This window comes from Paraflavitalea pollutisoli (assembly GCF_029360705.1).
In the GTDB taxonomy this organism is placed as follows: domain Bacteria; phylum Bacteroidota; class Bacteroidia; order Chitinophagales; family Chitinophagaceae; genus Paraflavitalea; species Paraflavitalea pollutisoli.
Map to the genome: position 1 here is coordinate 4,065,607 of NZ_JARKMX010000008.1, position 24,892 is coordinate 4,090,498.

Genomic DNA, 24,892 nt, shown 5'->3' on the forward strand with positions numbered 1-24,892 from the left:
AGGGTTTCCAACTACACCCTGCAAAATCGAGTTAGAACAAGCGTTTGTAGAAACACATACTCACCATTTTTTTACCATGCTTGTGAATTATAATTCCGTTAAAAATAACCTAAGGTTTTAGGCAGATTGGTATAGTAATTGCGATTTTCTAGCGGTTCAATCTTTCCCTATTTAAGCTCGGTAAGTCCAATAATAAGGCTCTGTAATTTCACAATGGTACTTTCCCTCAGAGTGAAGCTGGAGTAATTATAGCTAACCGACCGCCATTTTTCCTTATTGCCTAAAGTTTGGAATTGCAAGCGTGATGATGCGTGTCATCATGATGGCTGGATAACCGACCTATCCAGTCAAGCGGGGATCTTATTTTTTTAACCAATGTGCTAATTTTTTTGAAGAACTCTCTATGAAAAAACTATTACTCCTGTGCCTGAGTGCGTTGATCGTCCTTAGCGTATCTGCTCAGCATGTGCCCAAAAGCCTCACGGCAGCCAATGGTCAATTCATTGGATTTTACCAGTACACACCTACCGATTACAGCTCGAAGCCCGACACGAAGTATCCGCTGATCATCTTCCTGCACGGGATCGGGGAAAGAGGGAATGGAACCACAGACCTCAAAAACATTCTCGGACTCGGTGTGCCCGGCGCCATCAATGCTGGTCATAACATGACCTTCACCTGGAATGGCAAAACAGAAACCTTCCTCGTTCTCTCTCCACAACTGTCAGGTGCCTATGGTGGCTGGCAGAATTTTTACGTGGATGAAATGATCGAGTACGCCAAGAAGAACCTTCGCATCGACGAGAACCGCATCTTCCTCACCGGCCTTAGCCTTGGCGGTGGTGGTGTATGGCAGTATGCCGGTGCTACCCTCGACAATGCCAAGAAGTTTGCCGGCATCGGCCTTTGCTGCGCCGTTTGTCCTTACATCAATTTCTCCAACCTCACCAATGCGAACCTCCCCATCTGGGCTTTCCACGCACAGGATGATTACACAGTAGGTGTAGGCTGTACCACCAATGGTATCGCCAGCATCAACAAACTCAATCCTGCCGTAAAGCCCTACATGACCATCTGGCCCGACGGCGGTCACTGGATCTGGGGCCGCGTTTTTGACGTTGCTTATAATTCACAAAACCCGAACCTCTATGAGTGGTTCCTCGGACAAAATAAAAGCCTGCCCGTTAACAAACGACCGGTAGCCAATGCAGGTGCCGACCTGGCCACCTCGCCCAGTACCGGTATCGTCACGTTGAGCGGCAGCAAGTCGACCGATGCCGACGGTAAACTCGTCAGGTATATATGGACTAAGATATCAGGACCCGGTGCCGGCACCATCGCCACCCCGGTATCCACCAATGGTACTACCCTGGTAACCGGACTCTCCGTGGCCGGTACCTACCAATATGAACTGAAAGTAGTAGATGATCGTTGCGACTGGACCATGGATACGGTAAATGTAGTCGTTTCAGCAGGTCCTCCCCCAGCCGGTAACAAAGCACCGGTTGTGAATGCAGGCAACGACATCACCGTGATGCAGCCGCAAAACCAGGTCACCCTGAATGGTTCCGCTACCGATGCGGATGGCTCCATCATCAGTTACTCCTGGATCAAGACCAGCGGCCCCGAAGGCAACCAGATCGTAAATCCCAACAGCGCTTCTACACAAGTAACCGGCCTGCTAGTTGGTACGTATATATTCAAACTCGTAGCAGTCGACAACCAGAACGTAGCCGCAGGCGATGATGTAACCGTGGTGATCCTTCCTTCCGACGGTCGTAACAATACCGGCGTAGATCCCGGTCCCAATGTCACCATCACTCTGCCCACCAGCACCATCACCCTCGACGGTACTGCTTCTTACGATCCATATGGAGGTAAGATCAACGGATGGCGCTGGACAAAACTCAGCGGACCTACCGGCGGCACCGTAGCCAATGCCGGCGTATCCGTCACCACCGCTTCCGGCCTTACCGAAGGTGTATATGTATTCCAGCTGACCACCTGGAACAGCCAGTGGGTGCCACAGTCTGCCAACAAGATCGTAACCGTGATCAAAGGCAGTACCAACCCGGTACCACCTACGCAGATCGCTAATGCGGGTGCAGACCAAACCATTACCCTGCCCACCAATAGCGTTACCTTAAATGGTTCCGGCTCTGTTGATCCCTATGGACCAGTAACAGGCATCGGCTGGACAAAAGTAAGCGGCCCGGCTGCCACCATCACCACTGCATCGGCACTGACGACAACCGTGACCGGACTGGTAGAAGGCACTTACACTTTCCGCCTCCAGGTTACCAATACAGCGGGTGTTAATTCCACCGACGACGTAGTGATCACCGTGAAAGCAGCTACCAAACCAGTACCGCCCACACAGATCGCCAACGCCGGTGTAGACCAAACCATTACCCTGCCCACCAGCAGCGTAACCCTCAACGGTTCCGGTTCGGTAGATCCTTATGGCGCAGTAACTGGTATTGGCTGGACGAAGGTTAGCGGCCCCGCTGCAACCATCACCACCGCTTCTGCCCTGACAACGACCGCTACCAGCCTGGTAGAAGGCACTTACACCTTCCGCCTGCAGGTAACCAATACAGCCGGTGTGGTTTCTACAGACGATGTAGTGATCACCGTAAAAGCAGCCACCAAGCCCGAAAGCCCCCGCAATGTGGCCAACGCCGGTGCAGACCAAACCATTACCCTGCCTACCAACAGCGTTACGCTGAATGGTTCGCAAAGCATCGATCCCAACGGAGCGCTACTGGGTATTGGCTGGACGAAGATCAGCGGTCCTGCTGCCTTTACCATCGCCAATACAGCCGCCCTCACCACGACCGCTACCGGTCTGGTAGAAGGAACCTACAAGTTCCGTTTAACAGTATACAATACCCAGTGGGTACCTTCATCTGATACCGTAATGATCACCGTGAAAGCAGGCACCAAGCCTGTACCACCAGCACAGATCGCCAACGCCGGTGCAGACCAAACCATTACCCTGCCCACCAACAGCGTAACCCTCAACGGTTCCGGTTCTGTTGATCCTTATGGTGCAGTAACAGGTATTGGCTGGACGAAAGTGAGCGGTCCTGCTGCCACCATCACCAGCGGTTCCTCTCTGACCACTACGGCTACCAGCCTGGTAGAAGGTACTTACACCTTCCGCCTGCAGGTAACCAACACAGCGGGTGTGGTTTCTACAGACGATGTAGTGATCACCGTAAAAGCAGCTGTGAAACCAGAAACACCCCGCAATGTGGCCAATGCAGGTGCCGACCAAACCATCACCCTGCCTATCAGCAGCGTTACCCTGAATGGTTCCGGATCAGTAGATCCTACGGGTAACCTCGCAGCAGTGGGTTGGTTCAAGATCAGCGGCCCTGCCGGTGAAACCATCACCAATTCGAAAGTACTGACCACCACCGTTACCGGTCTGGTAGCAGGTACTTATCAGTTCCGCCTGTTGGTGTACAACTCCCAGTGGGTACCTTCTTCCGATACCATGATCGTGATAGTGAAGCCAGGTTCTTCCGACAACAGCAACAGCGGTAACAACCCATCAGGTCCTTCCGGCAATGGATCAATTGCCAATGCAGGTCCCGACAGAACAGTTACACTGCCGGTTGCCAGCGTGATCATCGATGGCACAGCGTCCAAAGATCCTAAGGGCAGCATCGTAAACTGGTTCTGGAGAAAGATGAGTGGCCCTGCCGGTGATGTACTCGCCAACGAAGGCACCTCCAAACTGACAGTTAGCAACCTCGTGGCTGGCACCTACAGCTACCGCCTCACTTGCTGGGGTCAGGATTGGGTACCGGCTGCTGACACGATGGTGTTGACCGTACTGCCTTCCGGCGCAGCCACCATGGCCAGCACCCGTACAGCTACAGCCGCAATCACCGAAGAAGTAAAAGTGGAAAACAAACTGGTACTGTATCCCAACCCTGCACAAGCGCAGATAACGGTGCAAACCAGCAGTGCAACCACCGGTGCTGCTTATGTGAATGTGTATGACATGACCGGCAAGCTGGTTCAGAAAGTAGCCTTCCAGAAACTGGTTCCTTTCCACCAGCAGGTACTGAACATCACATCACTGGTTCCCGGACTTTATCAGGTAGAAGTGATCATCAGCGGAGAAACCCGCCTCACGTCCAAGTTCATCAAGCAATAAGATTAACATAGATCCAATATCTTTCGAAAGCAAAAAAGACCGCCACGATGTTATCGTGGCGGTCTTTTTTTTGATCTCGACCTGTCATACCCAAAAGCAACCATCGTCGTTGAATGACAATTGCGAAATGTCATGACATTTATTTAACGGTAACCCTAAAATTTGGAAAACGCATGGCTGCAAACGTATATTTGAGTAGTTCTTATGCATTGAAGGCCGCCTACAGTCGCTGGATTAGCCTGAAAAAAGGCACCTGAACCATACCGGTTCCTACTCGCTTCCGTACCGCTCCCTACCCGCTCCCATGGAAGTGTAATGAAAATAGCACAACTTTTCTAAATCAATCTCTTACATCAAAAGCGATAGGGCCTCTCGTATGTGAACGTAAAGCCCACCCCATTCGCCCGTTTCACAGACGCCTCATGGCCGTTATTGGTTGCCCGCTTGCACCTACACCTTGATGCCGGAGCCTGTCCCTCCGCATGTCGGGATTGCCTTTCCCCCTCGAGGCCTTTTTGCCTCGTCGTCCCGCCGGCTTTCCCCCATACACAAAAAAAATCCCGCGCCTTTCGACGCGGGACCTATCATTGGGTTACTTTAATTCTGAGCGACTCCTTATTCTACAACGGTAGCACCTTCCACCAGCACGGTTACCTTGTTGTCCAGTACTTCAACAAAACCACTTTGGATATCGTAGTACAACGTATCGTTGGTTTTGTCTTTCAATACCTTCAACCGGCCGGCCTTCAGTGCACTCACCAATGGAGCGTGTCTGTTCAGCACTTCAAACAGACCCGAGATGCCTGGCAACTGAACACCATACACATCGCCACTGAAGAGCTTACGTTCGGGAGTTAATATTTCGAGATTCATACTGCTGATTTGTGTTTAGTCAATCTGAGAACTTGAAAACTGTGTTGACGAACTTGTCAGATGTGCCGGCCCTTTCAGATCAGCCCATCTTCAAATTATCAAATTAACCTTGAGCCTGGGCCAACAGCTTCTTACCTTTTTCGATAGCATCATCGATGGTACCTACCAGGTTGAAGGCTGCTTCAGGATACTCATCCACTTCACCGTCCATGATCATGTTGAAACCACGGATGGTTTCTTCGATGGGAACGAGTACACCCTTCAGACCAGTGAACTGCTCAGCCACGTGGAAAGGCTGAGACAGGAAACGCTGCACCTTACGGGCACGGGATACAGTTTGCTTGTCTTCGTCGCTCAACTCATCCAGACCGAGGATCGCGATGATGTCTTGCAGTTCCTTATAACGTTGGAGGATCAGTTTAACACGGTCAGCAGTGTTGTAGTGAGCGTCACCTACGATAGCAGGTGTCAGGATACGGCTGGTAGAATCCAGCGGGTCAACCGCAGGATAGATACCAAGGTCAGCGATCTTACGGCTCAATACGGTAGTAGCATCCAGGTGAGCGAAGGTAGTAGCCGGAGCAGGGTCAGTCAAGTCATCCGCAGGTACGTAAACCGCCTGTACGGAAGTGATTGAACCGTTCTTGGTAGAAGTGATACGCTCCTGCATCAGACCCATCTCAGTAGCGAGGGTGGGCTGATAACCTACCGCAGAAGGCATACGGCCCAGCAACGCCGATACTTCGGAACCAGCCTGGGTGAAACGGAAGATATTATCAACGAAGAAAAGGATATCACGTCCTTTACCCTGACCGTCTCCATCACGATAGTACTCGGCAATGGTAAGACCAGAAAGGGCCACACGGGCACGGGCACCAGGAGGTTCGTTCATCTGACCGAATACGAAGGTCGCTTTCGAATCCTTCAGTTCGTTCAGGTCAACTTTGGAAAGATCCCAGCCACCTTCTTCCATGCTGTGCTTGAAAGCGTCGCCGTATTTCATGATACCAGCTTCGATCATTTCACGCATCAGGTCATTTCCTTCACGGGTTCTTTCACCTACACCGGCAAATACAGATACACCAGAGTAAGCTTTCGCGATGTTGTTGATCAGCTCCTGGATCAATACGGTTTTACCTACACCCGCACCACCAAACAGACCGATCTTACCACCCTTTGCATAGGGCTCGATCAGGTCAATTACCTTGATACCGGTAAACAGTACTTCGGTAGATGTGCTCAGGTTTTCAAATGCTGGTGGCTTGGCGTGGATAGCACGGCCACCCACTTTAGATACCGCTGGCAAACCATCGATAGGATCACCGGTTACGTTGAAAAGACGGCCTTTGATAGCGTCACCTGTAGGCATGGCGATAGCAGCGCCGGTGTCGGTCACTTGCAGACCGCGAACCAGACCTTCTGTACCATCCATAGCGATGCAGCGTACGCTGTCTTCACCCAGGTGCTGTTGAGTTTCCAGTACCAGGACGTCGCCATTGGGCCTTTTCAGTTCCAATGCGTTATAAATTTCAGGGAGCTTTCCTTCAAACTGCACATCCACTACCGCGCCGATGATCTGTTTGATCTTACCAACGTTTGCCATATGTTTTAAGAATGTATTTGTTTTATTAACCACCTTTTAACAGGGGGTCTTTTCAGGCCGCAAAGGTAAGGGACGGAAGGAATACTTGTATATAGAAAGCAAGAAATAAAAAGCAGTGGGGATAACCGGCGGACAACCAGCGTCCAATAAGCCTATAAATAACTGATAATAAACACCTTACCGAAGCACCCAACAGCCAGGGGAAAAGCAGTCCGACCACCGCAATGCGGAAATTCTCGGCTCCCGGCACGCCGGCTACGCATAAAACCACCCTTTTAGCCCCATAGCGCACCTCCACCAACGCCCCACCCCAATCATCGGACACCTCACCGATCGCCCCCAGAAGGCCGTCACCAGCCCCGCTGGATCATCACAACGCCACCTCCGGCCAACGACCGATGGTACCCCTCTTCCGAAATCCCCAAACCCCTTTATGCAAAAAGACCAAACCCGGCATCCATATGGAAACGTCGCTTTTATGAAACCAAGAACACGCTCCGGCGTGGTCATGCTGATCCTCTGCATGGCATGCCATTCCCTTGTCTACGCTCAACTGCCGCAACTCAAGATCAACGACAAAGAAGATCCCAATGTATACCTCAGTAAGCTGACTATCGATGTAAAGGTCGCCGGCACCATCGCCACCACCACCATGGAAATGACCTTCACCAACAAGAACAATACCCTGCTCGAAGGGGAACTCATCTTTCCGCTGCCCGCCGGCATTTCCGTTAGCCGCTATGCCCTCGACCTCAATGGCAAAATGCGCGAAGCCGTACCCGTCGAAAAAGAAAAAGCCACCCAGGTTTTTGAAGAGATCGAGCGACGCCGCGTTGATCCCGGCCTGCTCGAACGCGTGGAAGGCAACAACTTCCGCACCCGCATCTACCCCATCCCCGCCCGTGGCTCACGCACCGTGTTGATCGCCTATGAAGAAGAGCTGACCGTATCGGACAAAAGTGCTTTGCGATACCACCTGCCCATGGATTACAAACGCCCCATCGATCAGTTTGACCTCGATATATCCGTACTGCAACAGGCCGTGCAACCCGATCTGGAAGAAGAACCCGGCAACGGCCTCCAGTTCAAAGGCTGGAACAACAATTACACCGCATCGCTCCATAAACAACACTTTCTACCCGAAAACCCATTAACCATCAGCATTCCCCAGCCTGCCGACTTCACCGGCGTCATCATGCAGGAAACAGGCGGCAACTATTATTTCCTCGCCACCTGCTTTCCCAAACAGGCACCCCGCCCCAAACCGCGTGTCAACGAAGTAACCATCATTTGGGACGCTTCGCTCAGTGGCCTCAACCGGGATACCAAAAAAGAACTGGCCCTGCTCGATGCCTATATCCGGCACAACGATCACCTCACCATACACCTCACCACCGTCAACAACGGATACCGCAAGGCAGGCAGCTTCCCGATCAGGGAAGGCAACTGGGCTTCGCTCCGCAAAGCGATCGAAGCACTCACCTACGATGGTGGCACCAACTTCAGCCGTATCAGCTACCCGGCCAGCGACGAATACCTGTTCTTCACAGACGGACTTTCTTCGCTGAGCCGGGAGGAAATGCTGCTGCCCGGCAACCCGGTATATACCATCAACACGGCACCGCGGGCCGATTACGCCCAACTGCAATACATCGCTCAAAAGACCGGTGGTGCCTTTGTGAACCTCGGCGCCCTCAAAACGGCCGATGCCGCACAGTTGCTCACACAGCAAACATTCCAGTTCATCGGCATCAAACCCAACCGGGCCATCAGCGAAACCTATCCCTCCATCCCTACCCCGGTCATCAACCAGTTCTCCCTCGCCGGCATGATCACCAGTGCCACCGGTTCTGTCACCCTGCAATTCGGTTATGGGAAATCGGTAACGGAGGAGAAGACCATCGTGCTTGACTTTAGCAAGCAGGGCACCAACCAGGTCAACCTCGGTCGCGTATGGGCCCAGAAAAAGATCGGCGAACTCGATGTGCAGTATGATGTCAACAAACAACTCATCAGCTTTCTCGGCAAGCAGCATGCCATCGTTACCCGCAATACCTCGCTCATTGTACTGGAGATGGTAGATGATTATGTGCGCTATGAAATAGAACCACCGGCCGAGCTGCGTGACCAATACGATCGCATCATCAAACAACAACTGGCCATACGCGAAAACCAGCAGCAGATCACCCTGTCCAATGCCCTAGCGCAATTCAACAACCTGGTGAACTGGTGGAACAGGAGCTTCGTGGTACAAAAAGCACCTAAGCCGGAGCCCGGTCAGCCGGCCACCGTCCGCAACAGAAACAACGGCACTCCTGTTGCCAGCGATACGATCGCCGAAGGGGATGTCCGGTTCAACTACACGGCCGATGCGCCACGCCCCAATACGCAAAACCGCAATGGGGCTGTTGTTGCAACGCCCGAAGAACGCGAGGCAACACCTGCCCGCGACCGGCTCGAAGAAGTGGCCGTAACAGGTTATGGCACGCAGAAAAGGAAAGCAATAGTCGCCAGCGCATCAGTCGAAAACAAGGATCTCGATGCAATGATACAGGGCCGCATACCGGGTGTAGCTGTAAAAAGAAGCCTGCGCAACGACAAAGCCATCGAACAGAACCTGGCCAAAGAAAATGCGATGATCGCCGGAAATACTGGTAACGATTGGGGCTCCATCGACATCAAACAATGGACACCCGAACGCCCCTACCTGCAAACCATTGCGAAGGAAAAAGCAGGCAACCGGTACAGCACCTACTTAACCCTGCGGAAGGAATACCTCTATACACCTACCTTCTACTACGACATGGCCAATTTCTTCTTCCGCGAACAGGATACCACCCTGGCCCTGCAGATACTGACCAATATGGCCGAGATAGACCTCGAAAACCACGAGCTCTACAAATTACTCGGCTATAAACTGCGCGAAGCCGGCGCCTTTGAAGAAGCCCTGGCCGTATTCCGCAAAGTGCTGGAATGGCGTCCGCAGGAACCCCATAGCTATCGCGATTACGGGCTGGCACTGGCAGATGCCGGGTACTACCAGCAGGCGCTGGATACCCTGTACACCGCCCTCCAAAAGAATTATAATGAAACCGCCACTGCCATGTACCGAGGTATCGAAGAGATCATCGTAACAGAGATCAACCAGCTCGTGAGTCTCCACCCCCAACTCGATTTCTCCCTCATCGATGCCAAACTGATCCATGCCATGCCCACCGACATCCGGGTGGTACTTAACTGGAACAAGAACGACACCGATATGGACCTTTGGGTGACCGACCCCAATAAAGAAACCTGTTATTACAGCCACAAGCAAACCCTCATCGGCGGTCGCCTCTCCAACGACTTTACCCGCGGCTACGGTCCGGAGCAATTCATGCTGAAGAAAGCCATCAACGGTAAATACCAGGTTAAGGTCAATTACTATGGCGACCAGCAGTTCAAATTCAGCGGTCCAACAACAGTTATGGCCGAGATTTTTACTTACTACGCCGACGGAAAGCAGGAACGAAAACTGATCACCCTGCAAATGGAAAAAGGGGGCAGACAGGAAGGCTTGCTGATCGGTGAATTCCAGTTTGGCCAACCCCGTCCGGGCGACAGCCAGGCCGCCCGTATTAAGAAATAGAAAATATTCGGTGTTCCGCAATCCAGGCGCATCACCATACCGTATATTACCGTAGAGTCAAGTGCTTACCTTTACCAGGGGAGGTCCGTCCAGGCCTCCCTTATTTTTTGCCACCCCTCCAACAGTCAGCTGCCAACCGGCTTTAATTCGGTATCTTCTCCTTCCAAAACCTTCACGCATATGAAAAGAACCATGCTCCTGGCAGCCTTTGCCGGCGGCCTCTTCGCCTGTAACGACCAACCCACCAAAACCGAAGAACCCCAGGCCCGACAGGTGGCCCAGTACAGCATCGAACAGTTTTACAAGAGTACCAATGTAGGCGGCGGCGCCATCTCGTCCGACGACAAAAAACTACTCGTATCCAGCAATGAAAGCGGCATCTACAATGCCTACGAAATAGACATCACCTCCGGCAGCCAGAAAGCATTGACCAGCTCCACCAAAGAAAGTGTGTTTGGCAATGACTATGTGCCCGGCGGCACCAGCTTCATCTACAGCTCCGATAAAGGCGGCAATGAGAATGACCACCTCTTTCTGCAACGGCCCGATGGCACCACCAAAGACCTTACCCCCGGCGCCAAAGAGAAAGCCATCTTCTTCGGCTGGAGCCGCGACAACAAGTCGATGTACTACCAGAGCAACAAACGCGATCCCCGCTTCTTCGACCTCTACAAAATGGACACCACCACCTGGAAACCCAATCTGCTCTATAAGAACGACAATGGCTACGACGTCGGCGCCCTCTCAGACAATGAACGCTACCTCGCCCTCGTGCAAACCATCACCACCTCCTCCACCAACCTCTACCTCGCCGACCAGCAGACCAAACAAACCAAACTGATCAACAACGACAGTACCCCCAGCAGCAATGCACCCCTACAGTTTTCCCTCGACAACAACACCCTGTACTACCTCACCGACGATGGCAGCGAATACCAGTACGTCGTGAAATACGATATCCCCACCGGCAAGAAAGAAAAGCTGTACAGCACCAATTGGGATGTCATGTACATGTACCTTTCTTACAACGAAAAATACCGGGTCATCGGCGTCAACGAAGATGGCAAGAACAAGATCTACATCTTCGACCACAAGACCGGCGCCGCCGTCGACTTCCCCAAGCTCGATGATGGCGACGTACAAGGCGTGAACATCTCCCGCAGCGAAAACAAAATGCGCCTCACCGTCGGCAACTCCAAATCGCCCAACAACATTTACGTATACGACTTCGGTACCAAGGAACTCAAGAAGCTGACCAACACCCTCACCCCAGAGATAAAGGAAGAAGACCTCGTGCCGGCAGAGATCGTACGCTACAAATCGTTCGACGGCCTCGATATTCCGGCCATCTATTACAAACCCCAGCAGGCCAGTGCCAATAACAAAGTACCCGCCCTGGTATGGGTGCATGGCGGTCCCGGCGGACAATCAAGAGCCGGTTATTTCTCGCTGATACAATACCTGGTCAACCACGGATACGCCGTCTTGGCCGTCAACAACCGCGGCAGCAGCGGATATGGAAAAACATTCTATAAGATGGACAACCGCAACCACGGCGAGAAGGACCTGCAGGATTGCGTGTGGGGTAAAAAGTACCTCGCCTCCCTGCCCTATATCGATTCTACGAAGATCGGTATCATCGGCGGCTCCTATGGCGGCTATATGACACTGGCCGCGCTCAGCTTTCAGCCCGATGAGTTCAAAGTAGGTGTAGACATTTTTGGCGTGGCCAACTGGTTGCGTACCCTCAAAGAAATACCGCCCTACTGGGAGTCGTTCAGGAAAGCACTGTACGAGGAAATCGGCGATCCCAACACCACCGATACCGTACGCCTCAAACAGTTCTCCCCGCTCCTGCATGCCTCCAATATCAAAAAACCATTGATGGTATTGCAAGGCGCCAACGACCCCCGGGTGTTGAAGATTGAAAGCGATGAGGTCGTAGAAGCAGTGAAGAAGAACAATGTACCGGTCGACTATGTCGTCTTCCCCGATGAAGGCCATGGCTTCCTCAAAAAGGAAAATGAGATCAAAGGATATGGACAAATCCTCTCCTTCCTCGATAAACACCTGAAGGGTGATACCACGAAAGCCAAACTGAATTAGCGCCGGTCGGCACCGGAGCGGCTGCCAGACATAGCCGTGCACAACAAAAAGGTCAATCGCGACAGCACAGCTATTACGATTGACCTTTGTTTATGTTGATAAGACCTGGAGCACTTTGCCAGCCACGGGCTATCAGCCCTTCGTCTCCTCAGAAGTCACTTCCTCCACTGCTATCTTAGGTGCCAGCAGCTTGTACAATACCGGCGTTACCACACGGGTAAGCAAGGTAGAGCTGATCAACCCGCCAATGATCACCAGCGCCAGCGGCGTGTACAGCGGATTGTTCTCGATCACCAGGGGCATCAGACCACCAATAGCCGTCAGCGTCGTCAGGATGATGGGTACAAAACGCGTCTCCCCCGCCTCCTGGATCGCATCGTCCAGGCTCATACCCTGCTTGCGCAGCTGGTCGGTATAATCCACCAGTAGTATGGAGTTCTTGACCTCGATACCGATCAAGGCTATCAACCCGATCACCGCTACAAAGGAGAACGTATTACCCGTCGCCAGCAGGATCAACACCGCACCGATGATACCCAAAGGCACCACCGACAACACGATCAGCGTACCCCTAAAGGTCTTGAACTCCAGCACCAGGATACCAAGAATACCAAAGATGGTGATCAGCACGATGGTGCCCAGGCCACCGAAACTCTCCTGTTTGCTCTCGATCTCCCCTGCGGCCACATAATGTGCCTCCTTGGGGAAAGCCATACCATTCAGCTCCTTCAATACCCCTTCGGTTACTTTCGTAGTATTGAATCCACTTTGCACAAAAGCCGTCACCACCGTATACCGGTCTTTATCGTAGTGGTTGATACTGGTAGGAGAAGCCTGAAACTGAATATCGGCCAGCTGCCCCAAAGGCACTGGTGTATTGGTTGTAGTAGTGACATACACCTTTTGAAGGGCATCGATGGTCTGGTGTTCGCCCCGCGGCAACGTTACATTGATATTGTATTCGTCACCATTCTCTTTGCGGAAGGTGCCGATGTTCAATCCAGCAATAGCCATCCGCACCGACCGGTCGATCTCATGCACCGGCACACCCAGCATACCCGCTTTTTCTTTGTTCACCTTGATCTTGATATCCGTCTTCAGTGTCGTCAGTTCATTCTTCACATACATGGTACCCGGCGTCCGCTTCAGCAGGTCCTCCACCCGGAACGACAGCGCCCGCAGCGTATCGAGGTCTTCACTGAACAGGCGGATCGCAATTGGCGCTTCCACCGGTGGCCCCTGTTCAAAATCCTTCACTTCGATCTTGGCATTGGGATATCCCTTGAACCGCTTCCGCAACTCATCGATCAACTGGATCTTTTTCTTGGGTGGCGTTTCCCGCAATTGCACAAAGAGCTGCGCGTAATTACTCGCCTCGTTCTGTGGGATCACGTTGTAATAGATACGCGGATTACCGTGCCCCACATTCGTCGCATAGTTCTTCAAATCGGGCACTTTTTTGATCTCTTCTTCTACATAGCGCGCCACCTTATCGGTAGCGGCCAGGCTCGTCCCCAACGGCGTCTCGATATTCACCAGGAACATCGGCTTTTCCGAAGCAGGAAACACACTGAACCCTACCGCTGGCACCAGGGCCAGACTGCCTACAAAAACCAGCAAAGCGATGATCAATGTAATGATGGGGTGGGCGATCGCACTGTGCAACAGGCGGCGGTAAGAGCCACCAATAAAACGTTTCAGTCCACGCAGAAACCAGTTGCCCTCGGGATTGTGATGCGGGCTCAATATCCTGCTCGACAGGAAAGGCACGATCGTCAGCGACACGAACAGCGAAGCCAATACCGTCGTCACCACCGCCGCCGGCAGGCTGCGGATAAAATCACCGGCCCCTTCCGGCAGGAACATCAGCGGCAGGAACGCAAAGATGAGCGTAGCCGTACAACCCAATACCGCCAGCCCGATCTGTTTCGTGGCCTTCATAGCGGCATCCTTACGACTGTACCCCATCCGCAGGTAACGCTCGATATTCTCCACCACCACAATGCTGTCATCCACCAGCAGGCCCAGCGCTACGATCAGCCCCACAATACTCAGCTGATTGATGGTAATGCCAAACATATCGAGCAGGAACAATCCGATGGCCAGCGACAGGGGGATCGAGATCATCACCACCAGCGAGGCCCGGACACCCAGGGGCAGCAAGGTCAGCAACACGAGGAAGATCGCAATCGCAAAATCCTTCGAGAAGCCACCCAGCCGCTTGCGCACACTTTCTGCATTGTCGAAGCTTTGATCGAAAGCAATGCTCTTCGGCAGGTCCTTTTTGAATTGCTCCAGTACCGGCTTCACCTGCTCTTCTACTGAAAAGATATTGGTACCCGTTTTACGACTGGCTACCACAAACACACCCCGCTTACCATTGAGGCGACCAATATAACTCTGCTCCTCGTAATCGAAAGCCACATCAGCGATATCCCGCACATACAATAGCTTACCATCCACATTGCTCACGATGGTATTCTTGATCTCATCCACCGACTTGTAGTTACCACTTGTCTTCACGTTGAACTTCTTCGCCCCCATCTCGATGCTGCCCCCAGGAATGTTCACGTTCTCATTTTGGATGGCCCCCATCACTTTGTTGAGCGGTATCTTGTACTGGGCCAGCTTTTCCAGGTGCAGCGATATGCGCACCTGCTGTGGCGGGAAAGCCCAGTTCTCCACGTTCTTCAGCGTCTTGATCTTCTCCAGCCTTTCCTTCAGTTCCTTGCTCCACTCTTCCAGGTCCTTGTAAGGAGCCGTTTCACTCATCAGAGCGATCTGAATAATATTCACATCAGAAGGGGTAAACTTCTGCACTTCCATGCTCAGGATATCCTGTGGCAGCTTGGGACGTAGCCCATCCAGCTCCCGCACCACATCCTGGTACTTCCTTTCCGGATCGGTTTCATATTTGAATTCGATGCGTACCACTGCCAGGCCGTCATCGATACGCGTTACGATCTTCTTGATATCGTCCAGCTCATTCAGTTTCTTTTCGATGGGGTCTACCACCAGCTCCTCCATATCCCGCGGGCTGGTACCGGGATAAATGATAATAGCCGAGAACTGAGGTGCCTCCAGATCGGGGTCTTCCCCCCGGGGCATATTGAACAAAGAGTTGAGGCCAATCGCGATCATCATCACAAACACAATGAGTGTGAACTGATAGTTCTTGACCGAGAAGTCAGTTATTTTCATAATACACTTTTAAGAGTTGACAGGTCGGTGCGGGTGTAAGGCAGGTGAGGACATCGAATGTATTACCCGCCGGACAATGTACCACCGCTTGTTGGCGATTGAGTTATTGGGCAAGTTTAACGGTGGCGCTTTCGGTGAGGTAACCTACGCCGTCAGTGATAACCTGCTGTACACCGTCGAGTCCGGCAACGATCGCCGCCTTGTCTTTTTCCAGGAAGGCAATCGTGACGGTATGGCGCTTCACCGTTCGTTGATCGGGGTTCAGCGAATACACGAAACCCGTCTTCTCATTGGCCTCTGCCAGCGCCTCGATGGGGATCAGCCTTACTTGTTGTAAGGAAGACGGTTGTAATTGAACAGTACCAAACAGTCCTGCGGCAAACCGCAACCCACCCGGCAACACCTGTACTTCGATCTGGTAGGTACCGTTGGATACATCGGCGCCTTCGGCAATCTGGGTGATCACACCGGTAAAGGTTTTCATTGGGTAAGCATCCAGCGATACGATCGCTTTGTTGCCTTTGCGCAGTACCGCCCAGTCTTTGTCCGATACGCCAAAGCGCATCACCCAGTCACTACCCGCATTGCCATTGATATAGAAAACCGGTGAGCCAGGTGCCGCCAGTTCTCCTTCGTGCATGAGCTTCTTCAGCACCGTGCCATTTTCCGTAGCCCTGATCTGCGCATATTGCTGATTGAAACGCGCAATGCGCAACCCTTCGGTAGCCACCTGGTGTTGTGTCGTGGCATTCTGCAATTGCTCGAGCGTAGCCACGGTATCGTTGTAGAGATTCTTTACGCGATTCACATCACGTTGTGCCTTCTCCGTTTGCTGGGATGCCTGCTGCACCTGCGCATTGATCTCCGTGAGGTCAAGTGTGGCCAGCAATTGTCCTTTGGCCACCACATCACCTTCTTTCACAAAGATGCGCTGAATGATGCCGCCTGTTTTGAAAGAGAGTGTTGCTTCTGTCGTAGAAGCAATGGTACCCGAGTAGCGCAGTACCGGCGCATAGGCGGTATCGACTACAGAGTGCTGCTTTACGGTGATGGCATTGTCGTCGGCTGCTTGCTGGATAGCCGGAGCCTTTTCACCACAAGCCACCAGCGACAGGGAACCTGCCAGTAAGACGCGAAAGCGGAAGGAGAACCATATCTTATTCATTTCAGTGCTATTTAAGTTGTATGGGAAATTGGGGTGGATGGCAGGTTCGCTTCTTCTAAAGACAGCCCGACATCCCATCCCGGTATTTGATTAATAAGTATAGGAAGCGGTGGCGCGTTCCACCTCGGCAGCGCGGGTCAGTACCGCCAGCTGGGCCAGTGAGTAGCGCAACTGCGCATTGGTGAGTTGGGTGCGTATATCGATCAGCTCTATTTGCAGCGCCTGTCCTTCGCGGAATCTTCTTTCCGTCAGCCGATAAGTTTCCTGTGCACTGTATACTTCATCACCCAGCGATTGCAGGCTCCGCATGGAAGAATAATAATTGTTGAAAGCCGTACGCACTTCCAGGCTCAGTTGCTGCTCCACTTCTTTGTAGCGGTTGTCGAGTGCATCCAGGTCGATCTGCGCCTGCTGGATCTTGTATTTGTTGTCATTGGCTTTGAACAGGTCCCACTTGAACTGCAGTCCGCCCAGTTGATAGAACTGGTCGCTGTTGAACTTAAGTTGAAACCCCTGGAAACCGATATTGTAAAAGGCATTGAGCGTGGGCACCAGGTACGATTTGTTCAGGCGCAGATTAGTGTGCAACACTTTTTCCGTGCTCTTCAATTGCGCCAGCTCTTCTCTCCCTGTCGGTACTCCGGTAGTAACCGGGATTTGTTGACTAAGCTGCTGAATGACCGAACTATCGATGACGATGGGTGTTTCTAGTGGTTGGTTGAGTAGGAAGTTAAAATAGGCCGACGCATTCTGCCGGTTGTTGGCGGCCTCGATCTGCGACGCCTGTACCTGGCTCACCTGGGCTTTGGCGCGCAGGGTGGCTTCCTTGGTAGCCGTACCATTGGCCACCATCTTTTCACTCACCCGCAGGTTTTCCGATACCAATTGCAGGGCGTTGTTGTAAATAGCCACCGATTTATCGGCTTGCAGGAATTGGTAGTAAGCCAGCTTGATGGTCTTCACCAGTTCCCGCCGGTACACCTCGATGGCCGCCTGGCGGGTACGGATCTGTTCGTCGGCGATCTGCTTGTTGTACCGGATATTCATATTCACCACCGGGACCGACACTTCCAGCCGGGTATCGTGAAAATCGTTGGGCAGAAACGCGATGGCCTGGTTTTGTACCTGGGGAAACTTGCCAGAGGAAGTCAGTTCGTTCAAGGTGGAGTACACATTGTTGAGCAGGTCGCCGATGGGAATGTCCTGCGTACGCCCCCCATTGGCCAGGGTATACTGCGATTGCAGGCTGGCCTGGGGGTAAAACAAGGAGCGGGCGCGCTTGAGATCGACCTGTGCTTTTTGCAAGCTGAAGGATTGTTGCCGGAGGGCAAGGTTGCTGTCTAACCCCTGCCTCACATAGCCGTCCAGCGTCGACTGGGCGAGGGATGGTAGGGCAAAAAGCGTCCCTGCCACCAACACATACATGCGGATGATTGTCCAAAACATGGCTAATTGTTTATGTTGTAAAGATTATTTACACTGTTAAGTGACTGGCCTTAAAAAAAGGACTAAGTCCTTGAATACTGATTGGCCAACGCAAGTCCGGTGCAGAAACTCCCTTGCCGGGCCATCCCTCGAATCAAAGCGTCGCAACGTGGCACCGTCAAAGCTCGTCCCTTACTCCGTATAGGCAGGCTGCAACCATGCTTATTTCCGCAGGGTCAGATCGATGGTCTCTACCAGCCAGTTCAGCGCCTGGGTCATCATCGGCAGGATCGCCTCCTGTGGCACCAGCTTATCAAACCGGTCGCGGATCGCCAGCGATACCAGGCCGTGTACCATACTCCAGATGGCCATGGATACGGCATCCACATCTCCCTTCACGATCAATCCTTTATCCATCCCTTCCCGCACAGTATCTTTCAAGCGGCCCAACGCCACATCACCACTTTTCCACTCGCAGTTGTCGATCTGCTCCACCTTCTGCATGGGCGCCCGCTGGATAAACATCAGGTCGTAGAACTCGGGATTGCTCAGGCCAAAGCGGATATAGTTTTCGCCCATCTTGTGCAGCCGCAGCAAAGGATTCTTGATATCCCAGAGTCCCTCATTGTATTCCTGCATTTTCTGGAATCCCAGCTCATGCAGGCTGAAGAGGATATCATCTTTATCCTTAAAATATAGGTATATAGTGGTCGGGCTGTACTCGATCAGATCAGCGATCTTCCGGATAGATACATTCTCAAAGCCCTGATCCACAAATAGTTTCATAGAGGCATCGAGAATCATGCGCCGGATCTCTGCTTTCTGTTTTTCCTTCCTGTCCGTTATACCCATAGTTCGAATTAACAGCACAAATATACTTAACACTGTTAAGTTGCCAAATATTTGGGACGTTTTTTTGCTGCTCTCCACAAGTTGTTCCCACCCCGCCCCTTCTCCCGAGCAGATGGGAATGAACAAGTTCGCTGGCCACCTGTTATTCCTTACATTTGCCGCAAGAGGGATATTCATGGATAAGTTCATCGTTTCAGCCAGAAAATACAGGCCACAGCTTTTCGATACCGTTGTAGGGCAGAGTCATATCACGACCACCCTGAAAAATGCCATCAAGAACCAGCAGTTGGCGCATGCCTTCCTGTTTTGTGGTCCCAGGGGCGTGGGTAAAACCACCTGCGCGCGTATCCTGGCCAAGACCATCAACTGCGAGCATCCAACGCCCGAGGGAGAAGCCTGCAACGAATGCCACTCCTGCCAGTCATTCAACGACGGTATTTCGATGAACATCCACGAGCTCGATGCGGCCAGTAACAACTCGGTCGATGATATCCGTACCTTGGTAGAGCAGGTGCGTTTTGCACCACAGGCCGGCCGGTACAAGGTGTACATCATCGATGAGGTGCACATGCTCAGTTCTTCGGCCTTCAACGCATTCCTGAAGACCCTCGAAGAGCCGCCACCCTACGCCATCTTCATCCTGGCTACCACCGAAAAGCACAAGATCCTGCCAACGATCCTGAGCCGATGCCAGATATTCGACTTTAAGCGCATCACCCCCAACGATACCGTTGAGCATTTACAGGATATCTGTAAAAAAGAAGAGATCGACGCTGAAAAAGCAGCCCTGCACCTCATCGCCCAAAAGAGCGAAGGTTGTATGCGCGACGCCCTCAGTATCATGGACAAGATCGTCAGCTTCACCAATGGCGTAGTCAGTTACTCAAATACCCTCGAGCACCTCAACATCCTCGACGCCGATTACTATTTCAAGCTGATGCAATGTATGCAGTCGCAAGACCTCGGTGGCGCGATGTTGCTCTATGATGATATCGACCGCAAAGGCTTCGAAGGTGACCTCGTACTGAACGGTTTTGCCGAATTCATGCGCAACCTGCTCGTTTGTAAAGACGAGAAAGTAGCCAACCTGCTGCAGGTGGTGGAAAGCTTCAAAGACCGCTACATCGCTACCTCGAAGCAGGTATCGGTCGCTTATATCATCAGCGCCCTGAACATCCTCAACGAAACGGAGATCAATTATAAAGGAGCCCGTAACAAACGACTACACGTTGAACTGGCCCTCATCAAACTCACTTACCTGCAACAAGCGGTAGACCTCGCCTCCGGAAGCGACGGTCTAAGTAAAAAAAAACTGATTGAAGAAGCAAAACCGGTGGCTTTCCGCAGCCTGAACCCGGTAGCTGAGCCCAAAGCAGCCAAAACAGCTGCTGCAACAGCTACGCCACCCGCTACCACAGCGCAGCCGGCAGCCAATACACAGGCGCCTCAGCAGGAAGCTAAACTGATCATCGAGACCAAAAAGCCGTTGATCATCCCCGACCAGCAGCCGCCAGCCACCGCCGCCCAAAAGGCGCAGGCCATCATCAATACACCACCCGCTATTCCCAAACAGGAAAGCTCGGGTGGCAAGCTGGGATCGCTCAATTCCCTCCGCAAGCAGTTTATCGGTAAGCCCATCGAAAGTGCCGGCGCCCCGATTCCCCTGGGAGAAATGAGGCTTCAGGAAGCCTGGCAACAGTTTGCCATGCAGTTGAAGGAGAATAAGAACCCGGCCAACCAGTCCTTCCTCATGGCCAACCTGATCATCAAGGACCACCAGAACTTTGAGGTGTCGACCAACAACAACCTCGAGCAGAAATTCATCGAAGGCGAGCGCCGGGTGTTGTCGGAATACCTGCAACAGATATTCAACAACCGCATGCTGATGTTCACCATCACCGTCAACGAAGCCGCGGTGCAATCATTCGAACCGGTGGAAAGAACGGTTACACTCAAAGAGAAATATCAGCATATTATCGATCATTATCCGCTGGTAAAGGAGTTGCGCGACCGCCTCAACCTTGAAGTGGACAATTAAAGAAATCATTCATACACAAGTAGAAAGGGCAAGTTTGACCACTTGCCCTTTTCTATTGCATATTCCCGGTTTTGCCGTAATTTCGGCCCTCAATTACAACCTGACGTATTAACTTTCAAATTATTAATAAAGATTATGGCTGAAGTGATCTTAATGCCCCGCCTGAGTGACACCATGACTGAAGGCGTGATTGCGGCCTGGCATAAAAAGGTAGGGGATTCCGTAAAGAAAGGCGACCTGTTAGCGGAAGTTGAGACAGACAAAGCTACTATGGAGCTGGAAAGTTATAAAGATGGCACCCTGTTACATATTGGAACGGAGAAAGGTGGTAAACTGCAGGTAAACGACCTGCTGGCTATTATCGGTGCTCCCGGCGAAGATATCAGTGCCCTCCTGTCTGGTGGTGCACAAGCTGCTGCGGCTCCCCAGGCCGAAGCGCCCAAGCAAGAAGCTGCCCAACCTGCTCCTGCTCCTGCTGCTGCACCCGCACAGCCTGCCGCAGAAGCTGCTCCTTCACTCGACCTCGCCAATATGCAAGAGGTGATCCTGATGCCCCGTCTCAGCGATACCATGACAGAAGGTGTGATCGCTGCCTGGCACAAGAAGGTAGGAGACCAGGTAAACAAGGGCGACCTGCTCGCCGATGTGGAGACCGACAAGGCAACCATGGAACTCGAAAGCTACAAAACCGGTAAATTATTATACATCGGTGCTAACCAGGGCGACAAAGTTCCTGTCAACGCACTGCTCTGCATCATCGGAGAAGAAGGTAAAGTAGATGTAGACAAGATCGTTGCTGCTGCCAAAGGTGGTGGTACCGCTCCGGCTGCCGCTGCACAACCTGCACAAGGCCAGCCAGCCGCTGCTGCACAACCTGCCGCCGCTGCTACTGCTACCGCTCAACCGGCTGCTGCCGCCACTACCGAAAATGGTCGTGTGAAAGCATCACCACTCGCCCGCAAACTCGCCAGCGAAAAAGGCATCGACATCAACCAGGTTGCTGGTTCCGGTGACGGTGGCCGTATCGTGAAGAAAGATGTGGACGATTTCAAACAAGGTGCTGCTACCGCCGCTCCTGCCGCCAAACAAGGTGGCGCTGCTGCTCCTGCACAAACAGCTCCTGCCGGTCAGGTCAGCTACGACGATGTGCCTGTATCGCAAATGCGCAAGGTCATCGCCCGTCGCCTGGCAGACGTGAAATTCTCTGCGCCTGAGTTCTACCTCACCATGGAGATCAACATGGACAAGGCAGTAGCCAGCCGCGGAAAGCTTAATGAAATTGCTACCAACAAAATATCCTTCAATGACATGGTGCTGAAAGCATGCGCCCTGGCATTGAAGAAACACCCAGCTATCAACAGCAGCTGGCAAGGTGACACCATCCGCGTTAACCACCACGTGAGCATCGGTGTAGCCGTAGCCGTAGAAGAAGGATTGCTGGTACCAGTAGTACGCTTCGCCGACACCAAGTCGCTGTCGCAGATCGCCGGAGAAGTGAAAGACTTCGCTACCCGCGCCAAGGCCAAGAAACTGCAACCTGCAGAGTGGGAAGGCAACACCTTCACCATCTCCAACCTGGGTATGTTTGGTATTGAAGAATTCACCGCCATCATCAACCCGCCTGCATCCTGTATCCTTGCTATCGGCGCCATCAACCAGGTACCAGTAGTAAGAAACGGACAGATCGTTGTAGGCAACGTGATGAAAGTGACCCTCACCTGCGACCACCGTGTTGCAGACGGAGCCACCGGTGCCGCCTTCCTGCAAACCCTGCAAGGGTTCCTCGAAGAGCCACTCACCATGCTCGTTTAATCGTCAACTTATTGATACGACAAACGCCGGCAATCGCCGGCGTTTTTTTATGCCCATTACCACCCGGGGCCAATCCTGCTATTTCACTTCCAGCAAGGCTACTTTGCCGTCCATCGTCGAGGCGAGTACCTTTTTGCTGTTGATCACCCGCACCGTATTGACCATCGAATTATCGATCTTATGGGTCCAGATCACCTTACGCTGTTGGGGATCGATCGCGTACACCACGCCATTGCGCGTACCAAAGAATACCTGCCCCTCCTGCTCGATCAGCATGGAAGGCACATGCTCATAACCAAAGCCGGCGTTCATCACCCAGGCCGGCCGCTGAGGCTCCCGGCTGGTAGCATACGCTACAACAGTGTCCTGCATCGTCTTGCCATACACCCATTTTCCGTCTTTTGAGATGCCGATCGACTCACGCACCCGCGTTTCCTTATTGCGCCATAAAGCGGTACCCTGTTGCGCGTCGAGGGCCGTGATCGTCCGGTCTGGCGCCACTACATACACCACACCATTGACCGCCACTGGAATACAGGCAGCTGGTGAGAAATTGATGACAGACGAACCATTGTTCCATTTCCACAAGAGTTGGCCATCTTTGCTATTCAGCGCATACAGGTGACGGTCCCAGGCACCAAAGATCACCTTTCCCTCATAGAGCAAAGGCGTGCTCACCACAGGCCCTTCCAATCCATCAAACTTCCAGCGCAGTTGCCCATCCTGCAGGCCAAGCGCCAGGAAGCTGTGGTCACTACCACCTATAAAAACGGTATCACCGGCGATGATCGGACAACCCAGTACCGAAGCACCCGTCGTATAGGCCCATTGTTGTTTGCCACTCTTCGCATTCAGACAATATACTTTTCCATCGCCTGAGCCAAACACGACCAGGTCACCCTGCACGGCTGGCGTAGAAAAGATAGAACCCTTCGTAGCAAAAGACCATTGGCGCTTTCCGTTCTTCATCGACACAGCGACCACCTCTCCATTCTGGTTGCCGAAGATGGCCGACTCCTTATAGATTGCTGGCGTAGAGATCACGTTGGCATCGGAGGTGTAAGTCCAGGTCGCCTTCACCTGCGCGTATTGCTTGTTGGCCGCATACTCCGGCCGGTCGAATGTTTTGGAAGAATGCGCATAGTCATGCGCTTTGACTGCCACCTTGGTCCAGATCTTCTCGTATTGGGTACCAGGCCTTCGTTCAGTATACGTGATGGTATCTGGCCGTACATCCACCAGGCAATAACCACCTACGGAATCTTTGGCCCGCAGGTTCGAGCGTCCCATCACACCAGGAATGTCTTCAAAGTTCATAGCCCGGTTGCTATGGCCGTGCCCGCAGATCGCCAGGATGGTATTGTACTGCTTGAGCCGGTCGATCGCCTCATACCAGTTATCGAGTCCATTATCGAGCGGATAGTGGTTACAGAAAATGATGGGCTGCTTTTTGTCGGTCTTCTTCAGCACTTCATCCAGCCACACCACGGCATTGCGTGGCACATGACCATCACTCATGCGCACATACGGTCCCGAGGCACACCCAATAAACCGGACGCCGTTGTAGTCGAACGTAAATTTGTCGTACCCAAACGTCGTAGTAAAACTGACACCACCGCTTTCGCTCCAGCCGCTGTCGTGGTTGCCGGGAATGATATAGTATTTGATCTGCAGGCTGTCGAGGATCTCTTTGGCCAGCTTCAACTGGCTATTGGTACCCAACTCGGTGATATCACCGGTAAGGATGACGAATGCTACATCCTTCATCGCATTGATATCGCGTACGGTACGGCGCAGGTCTTCTTCAGCGCACCCATTGGGCGATCCGATATGTGTATCACTGATATGAATAAAGCGGAATGGTTTGATCTGCGCTTCCACGCGAAGCAGCCAACACACCAGGAAGAATAGCAGGGTAATCTTTTTCATGGGGCCAATTTAGTGTTTTTTATAAGCGGGCTTCGTGTAGGCAGCGTCTATAAACCGTCGATTAACAATTAAATTTTACAACCTGCGGG

12 protein-coding genes are annotated in these 24,892 nt (G+C 52.4%); 5 read left to right on the forward strand and 7 right to left on the reverse strand.

Translation table 11 applies throughout. The features are described 5' to 3' along the window. The first annotated feature begins 403 nt into the window (after positions 1-403). A complete protein-coding gene (locus P2W70_RS29755; protein ID WP_276485223.1) occupies positions 404-4,171 on the forward strand; it encodes a PKD domain-containing protein in 3,768 nt (1,255 codons plus the stop codon). A gap of 615 nt (positions 4,172-4,786) precedes the next feature. Here P2W70_RS29755 and atpC read toward each other — a convergent pair. After that, the gene (atpC, locus tag P2W70_RS29760) at positions 4,787-5,044 is read right to left on the reverse strand and encodes an ATP synthase F1 subunit epsilon (RefSeq protein WP_276485224.1); all 258 of its coding nucleotides are present in this window, start codon (positions 5,042-5,044) and stop codon (positions 4,787-4,789) included. Positions 5,045-5,147: 103 nt separating this feature from the next. Continuing rightward, positions 5,148-6,647, reverse strand: coding sequence for a F0F1 ATP synthase subunit beta (atpD, locus tag P2W70_RS29765; RefSeq protein WP_276485225.1), 1,500 nt, complete (start codon positions 6,645-6,647; stop codon positions 5,148-5,150). Positions 6,648-7,125: 478 nt separating this feature from the next. Here atpD and P2W70_RS29770 point away from each other — a divergent pair, with 478 nt between their 5' ends. Both P2W70_RS29770 and P2W70_RS29775 read left to right on the forward strand, forming a co-directional pair. Continuing rightward, on the forward strand, positions 7,126-10,275 hold the full coding sequence (locus P2W70_RS29770; protein WP_276485226.1) for a VIT domain-containing protein: 3,150 nt from the start codon (positions 7,126-7,128) through the stop codon (positions 10,273-10,275). Positions 10,276-10,455: 180 nt separating this feature from the next. Next, entirely contained in the window at positions 10,456-12,381 is a 1,926-nt protein-coding gene (locus P2W70_RS29775; protein WP_276485227.1) for a S9 family peptidase, read from the forward strand. A 132-nt stretch (positions 12,382-12,513) separates the two neighbouring features. Here P2W70_RS29775 and P2W70_RS29780 read toward each other — a convergent pair whose 3' ends face one another. From P2W70_RS29780 to P2W70_RS29795, 4 genes are all read right to left on the reverse strand, one after another. Further along, entirely contained in the window at positions 12,514-15,582 is a 3,069-nt protein-coding gene (locus tag P2W70_RS29780; RefSeq protein ID WP_276485228.1) for an efflux RND transporter permease subunit, read from the reverse strand. A gap of 103 nt (positions 15,583-15,685) precedes the next feature. Beyond that, positions 15,686-16,747: an efflux RND transporter periplasmic adaptor subunit gene (locus P2W70_RS29785; RefSeq protein ID WP_276485229.1), complete on the reverse strand. Its 1,062-nt coding sequence runs from the start codon at positions 16,745-16,747 to the stop codon at positions 15,686-15,688. 90 nt (positions 16,748-16,837) lie between these two features. Next, positions 16,838-18,193: a TolC family protein gene (locus P2W70_RS29790; protein WP_276485230.1), complete on the reverse strand. Its 1,356-nt coding sequence runs from the start codon at positions 18,191-18,193 to the stop codon at positions 16,838-16,840. 201 nt (positions 18,194-18,394) lie between these two features. After that, the gene (locus tag P2W70_RS29795; RefSeq protein WP_276485231.1) at positions 18,395-19,024 is read right to left on the reverse strand and encodes a TetR/AcrR family transcriptional regulator; all 630 of its coding nucleotides are present in this window, start codon (positions 19,022-19,024) and stop codon (positions 18,395-18,397) included. A 175-nt stretch (positions 19,025-19,199) separates the two neighbouring features. On the opposite strand from P2W70_RS29795, the gene P2W70_RS29800 reads away from it, so the two are divergent. After that, positions 19,200-21,062, forward strand: coding sequence for a DNA polymerase III subunit gamma/tau (locus P2W70_RS29800; RefSeq protein ID WP_276485232.1), 1,863 nt, complete (start codon positions 19,200-19,202; stop codon positions 21,060-21,062). A 135-nt stretch (positions 21,063-21,197) separates the two neighbouring features. Then, a complete protein-coding gene (locus P2W70_RS29805) occupies positions 21,198-22,874 on the forward strand; it encodes a pyruvate dehydrogenase complex dihydrolipoamide acetyltransferase (protein WP_276485233.1) in 1,677 nt (558 codons plus the stop codon). Between the two features lie 78 nt (positions 22,875-22,952). On the opposite strand, the gene P2W70_RS29810 is transcribed toward P2W70_RS29805, so the two are convergent. Continuing rightward, a complete protein-coding gene (locus tag P2W70_RS29810; protein ID WP_276485234.1) occupies positions 22,953-24,803 on the reverse strand; it encodes an outer membrane protein assembly factor BamB family protein in 1,851 nt (616 codons plus the stop codon). Positions 24,804-24,892 lie beyond the last annotated feature (89 nt).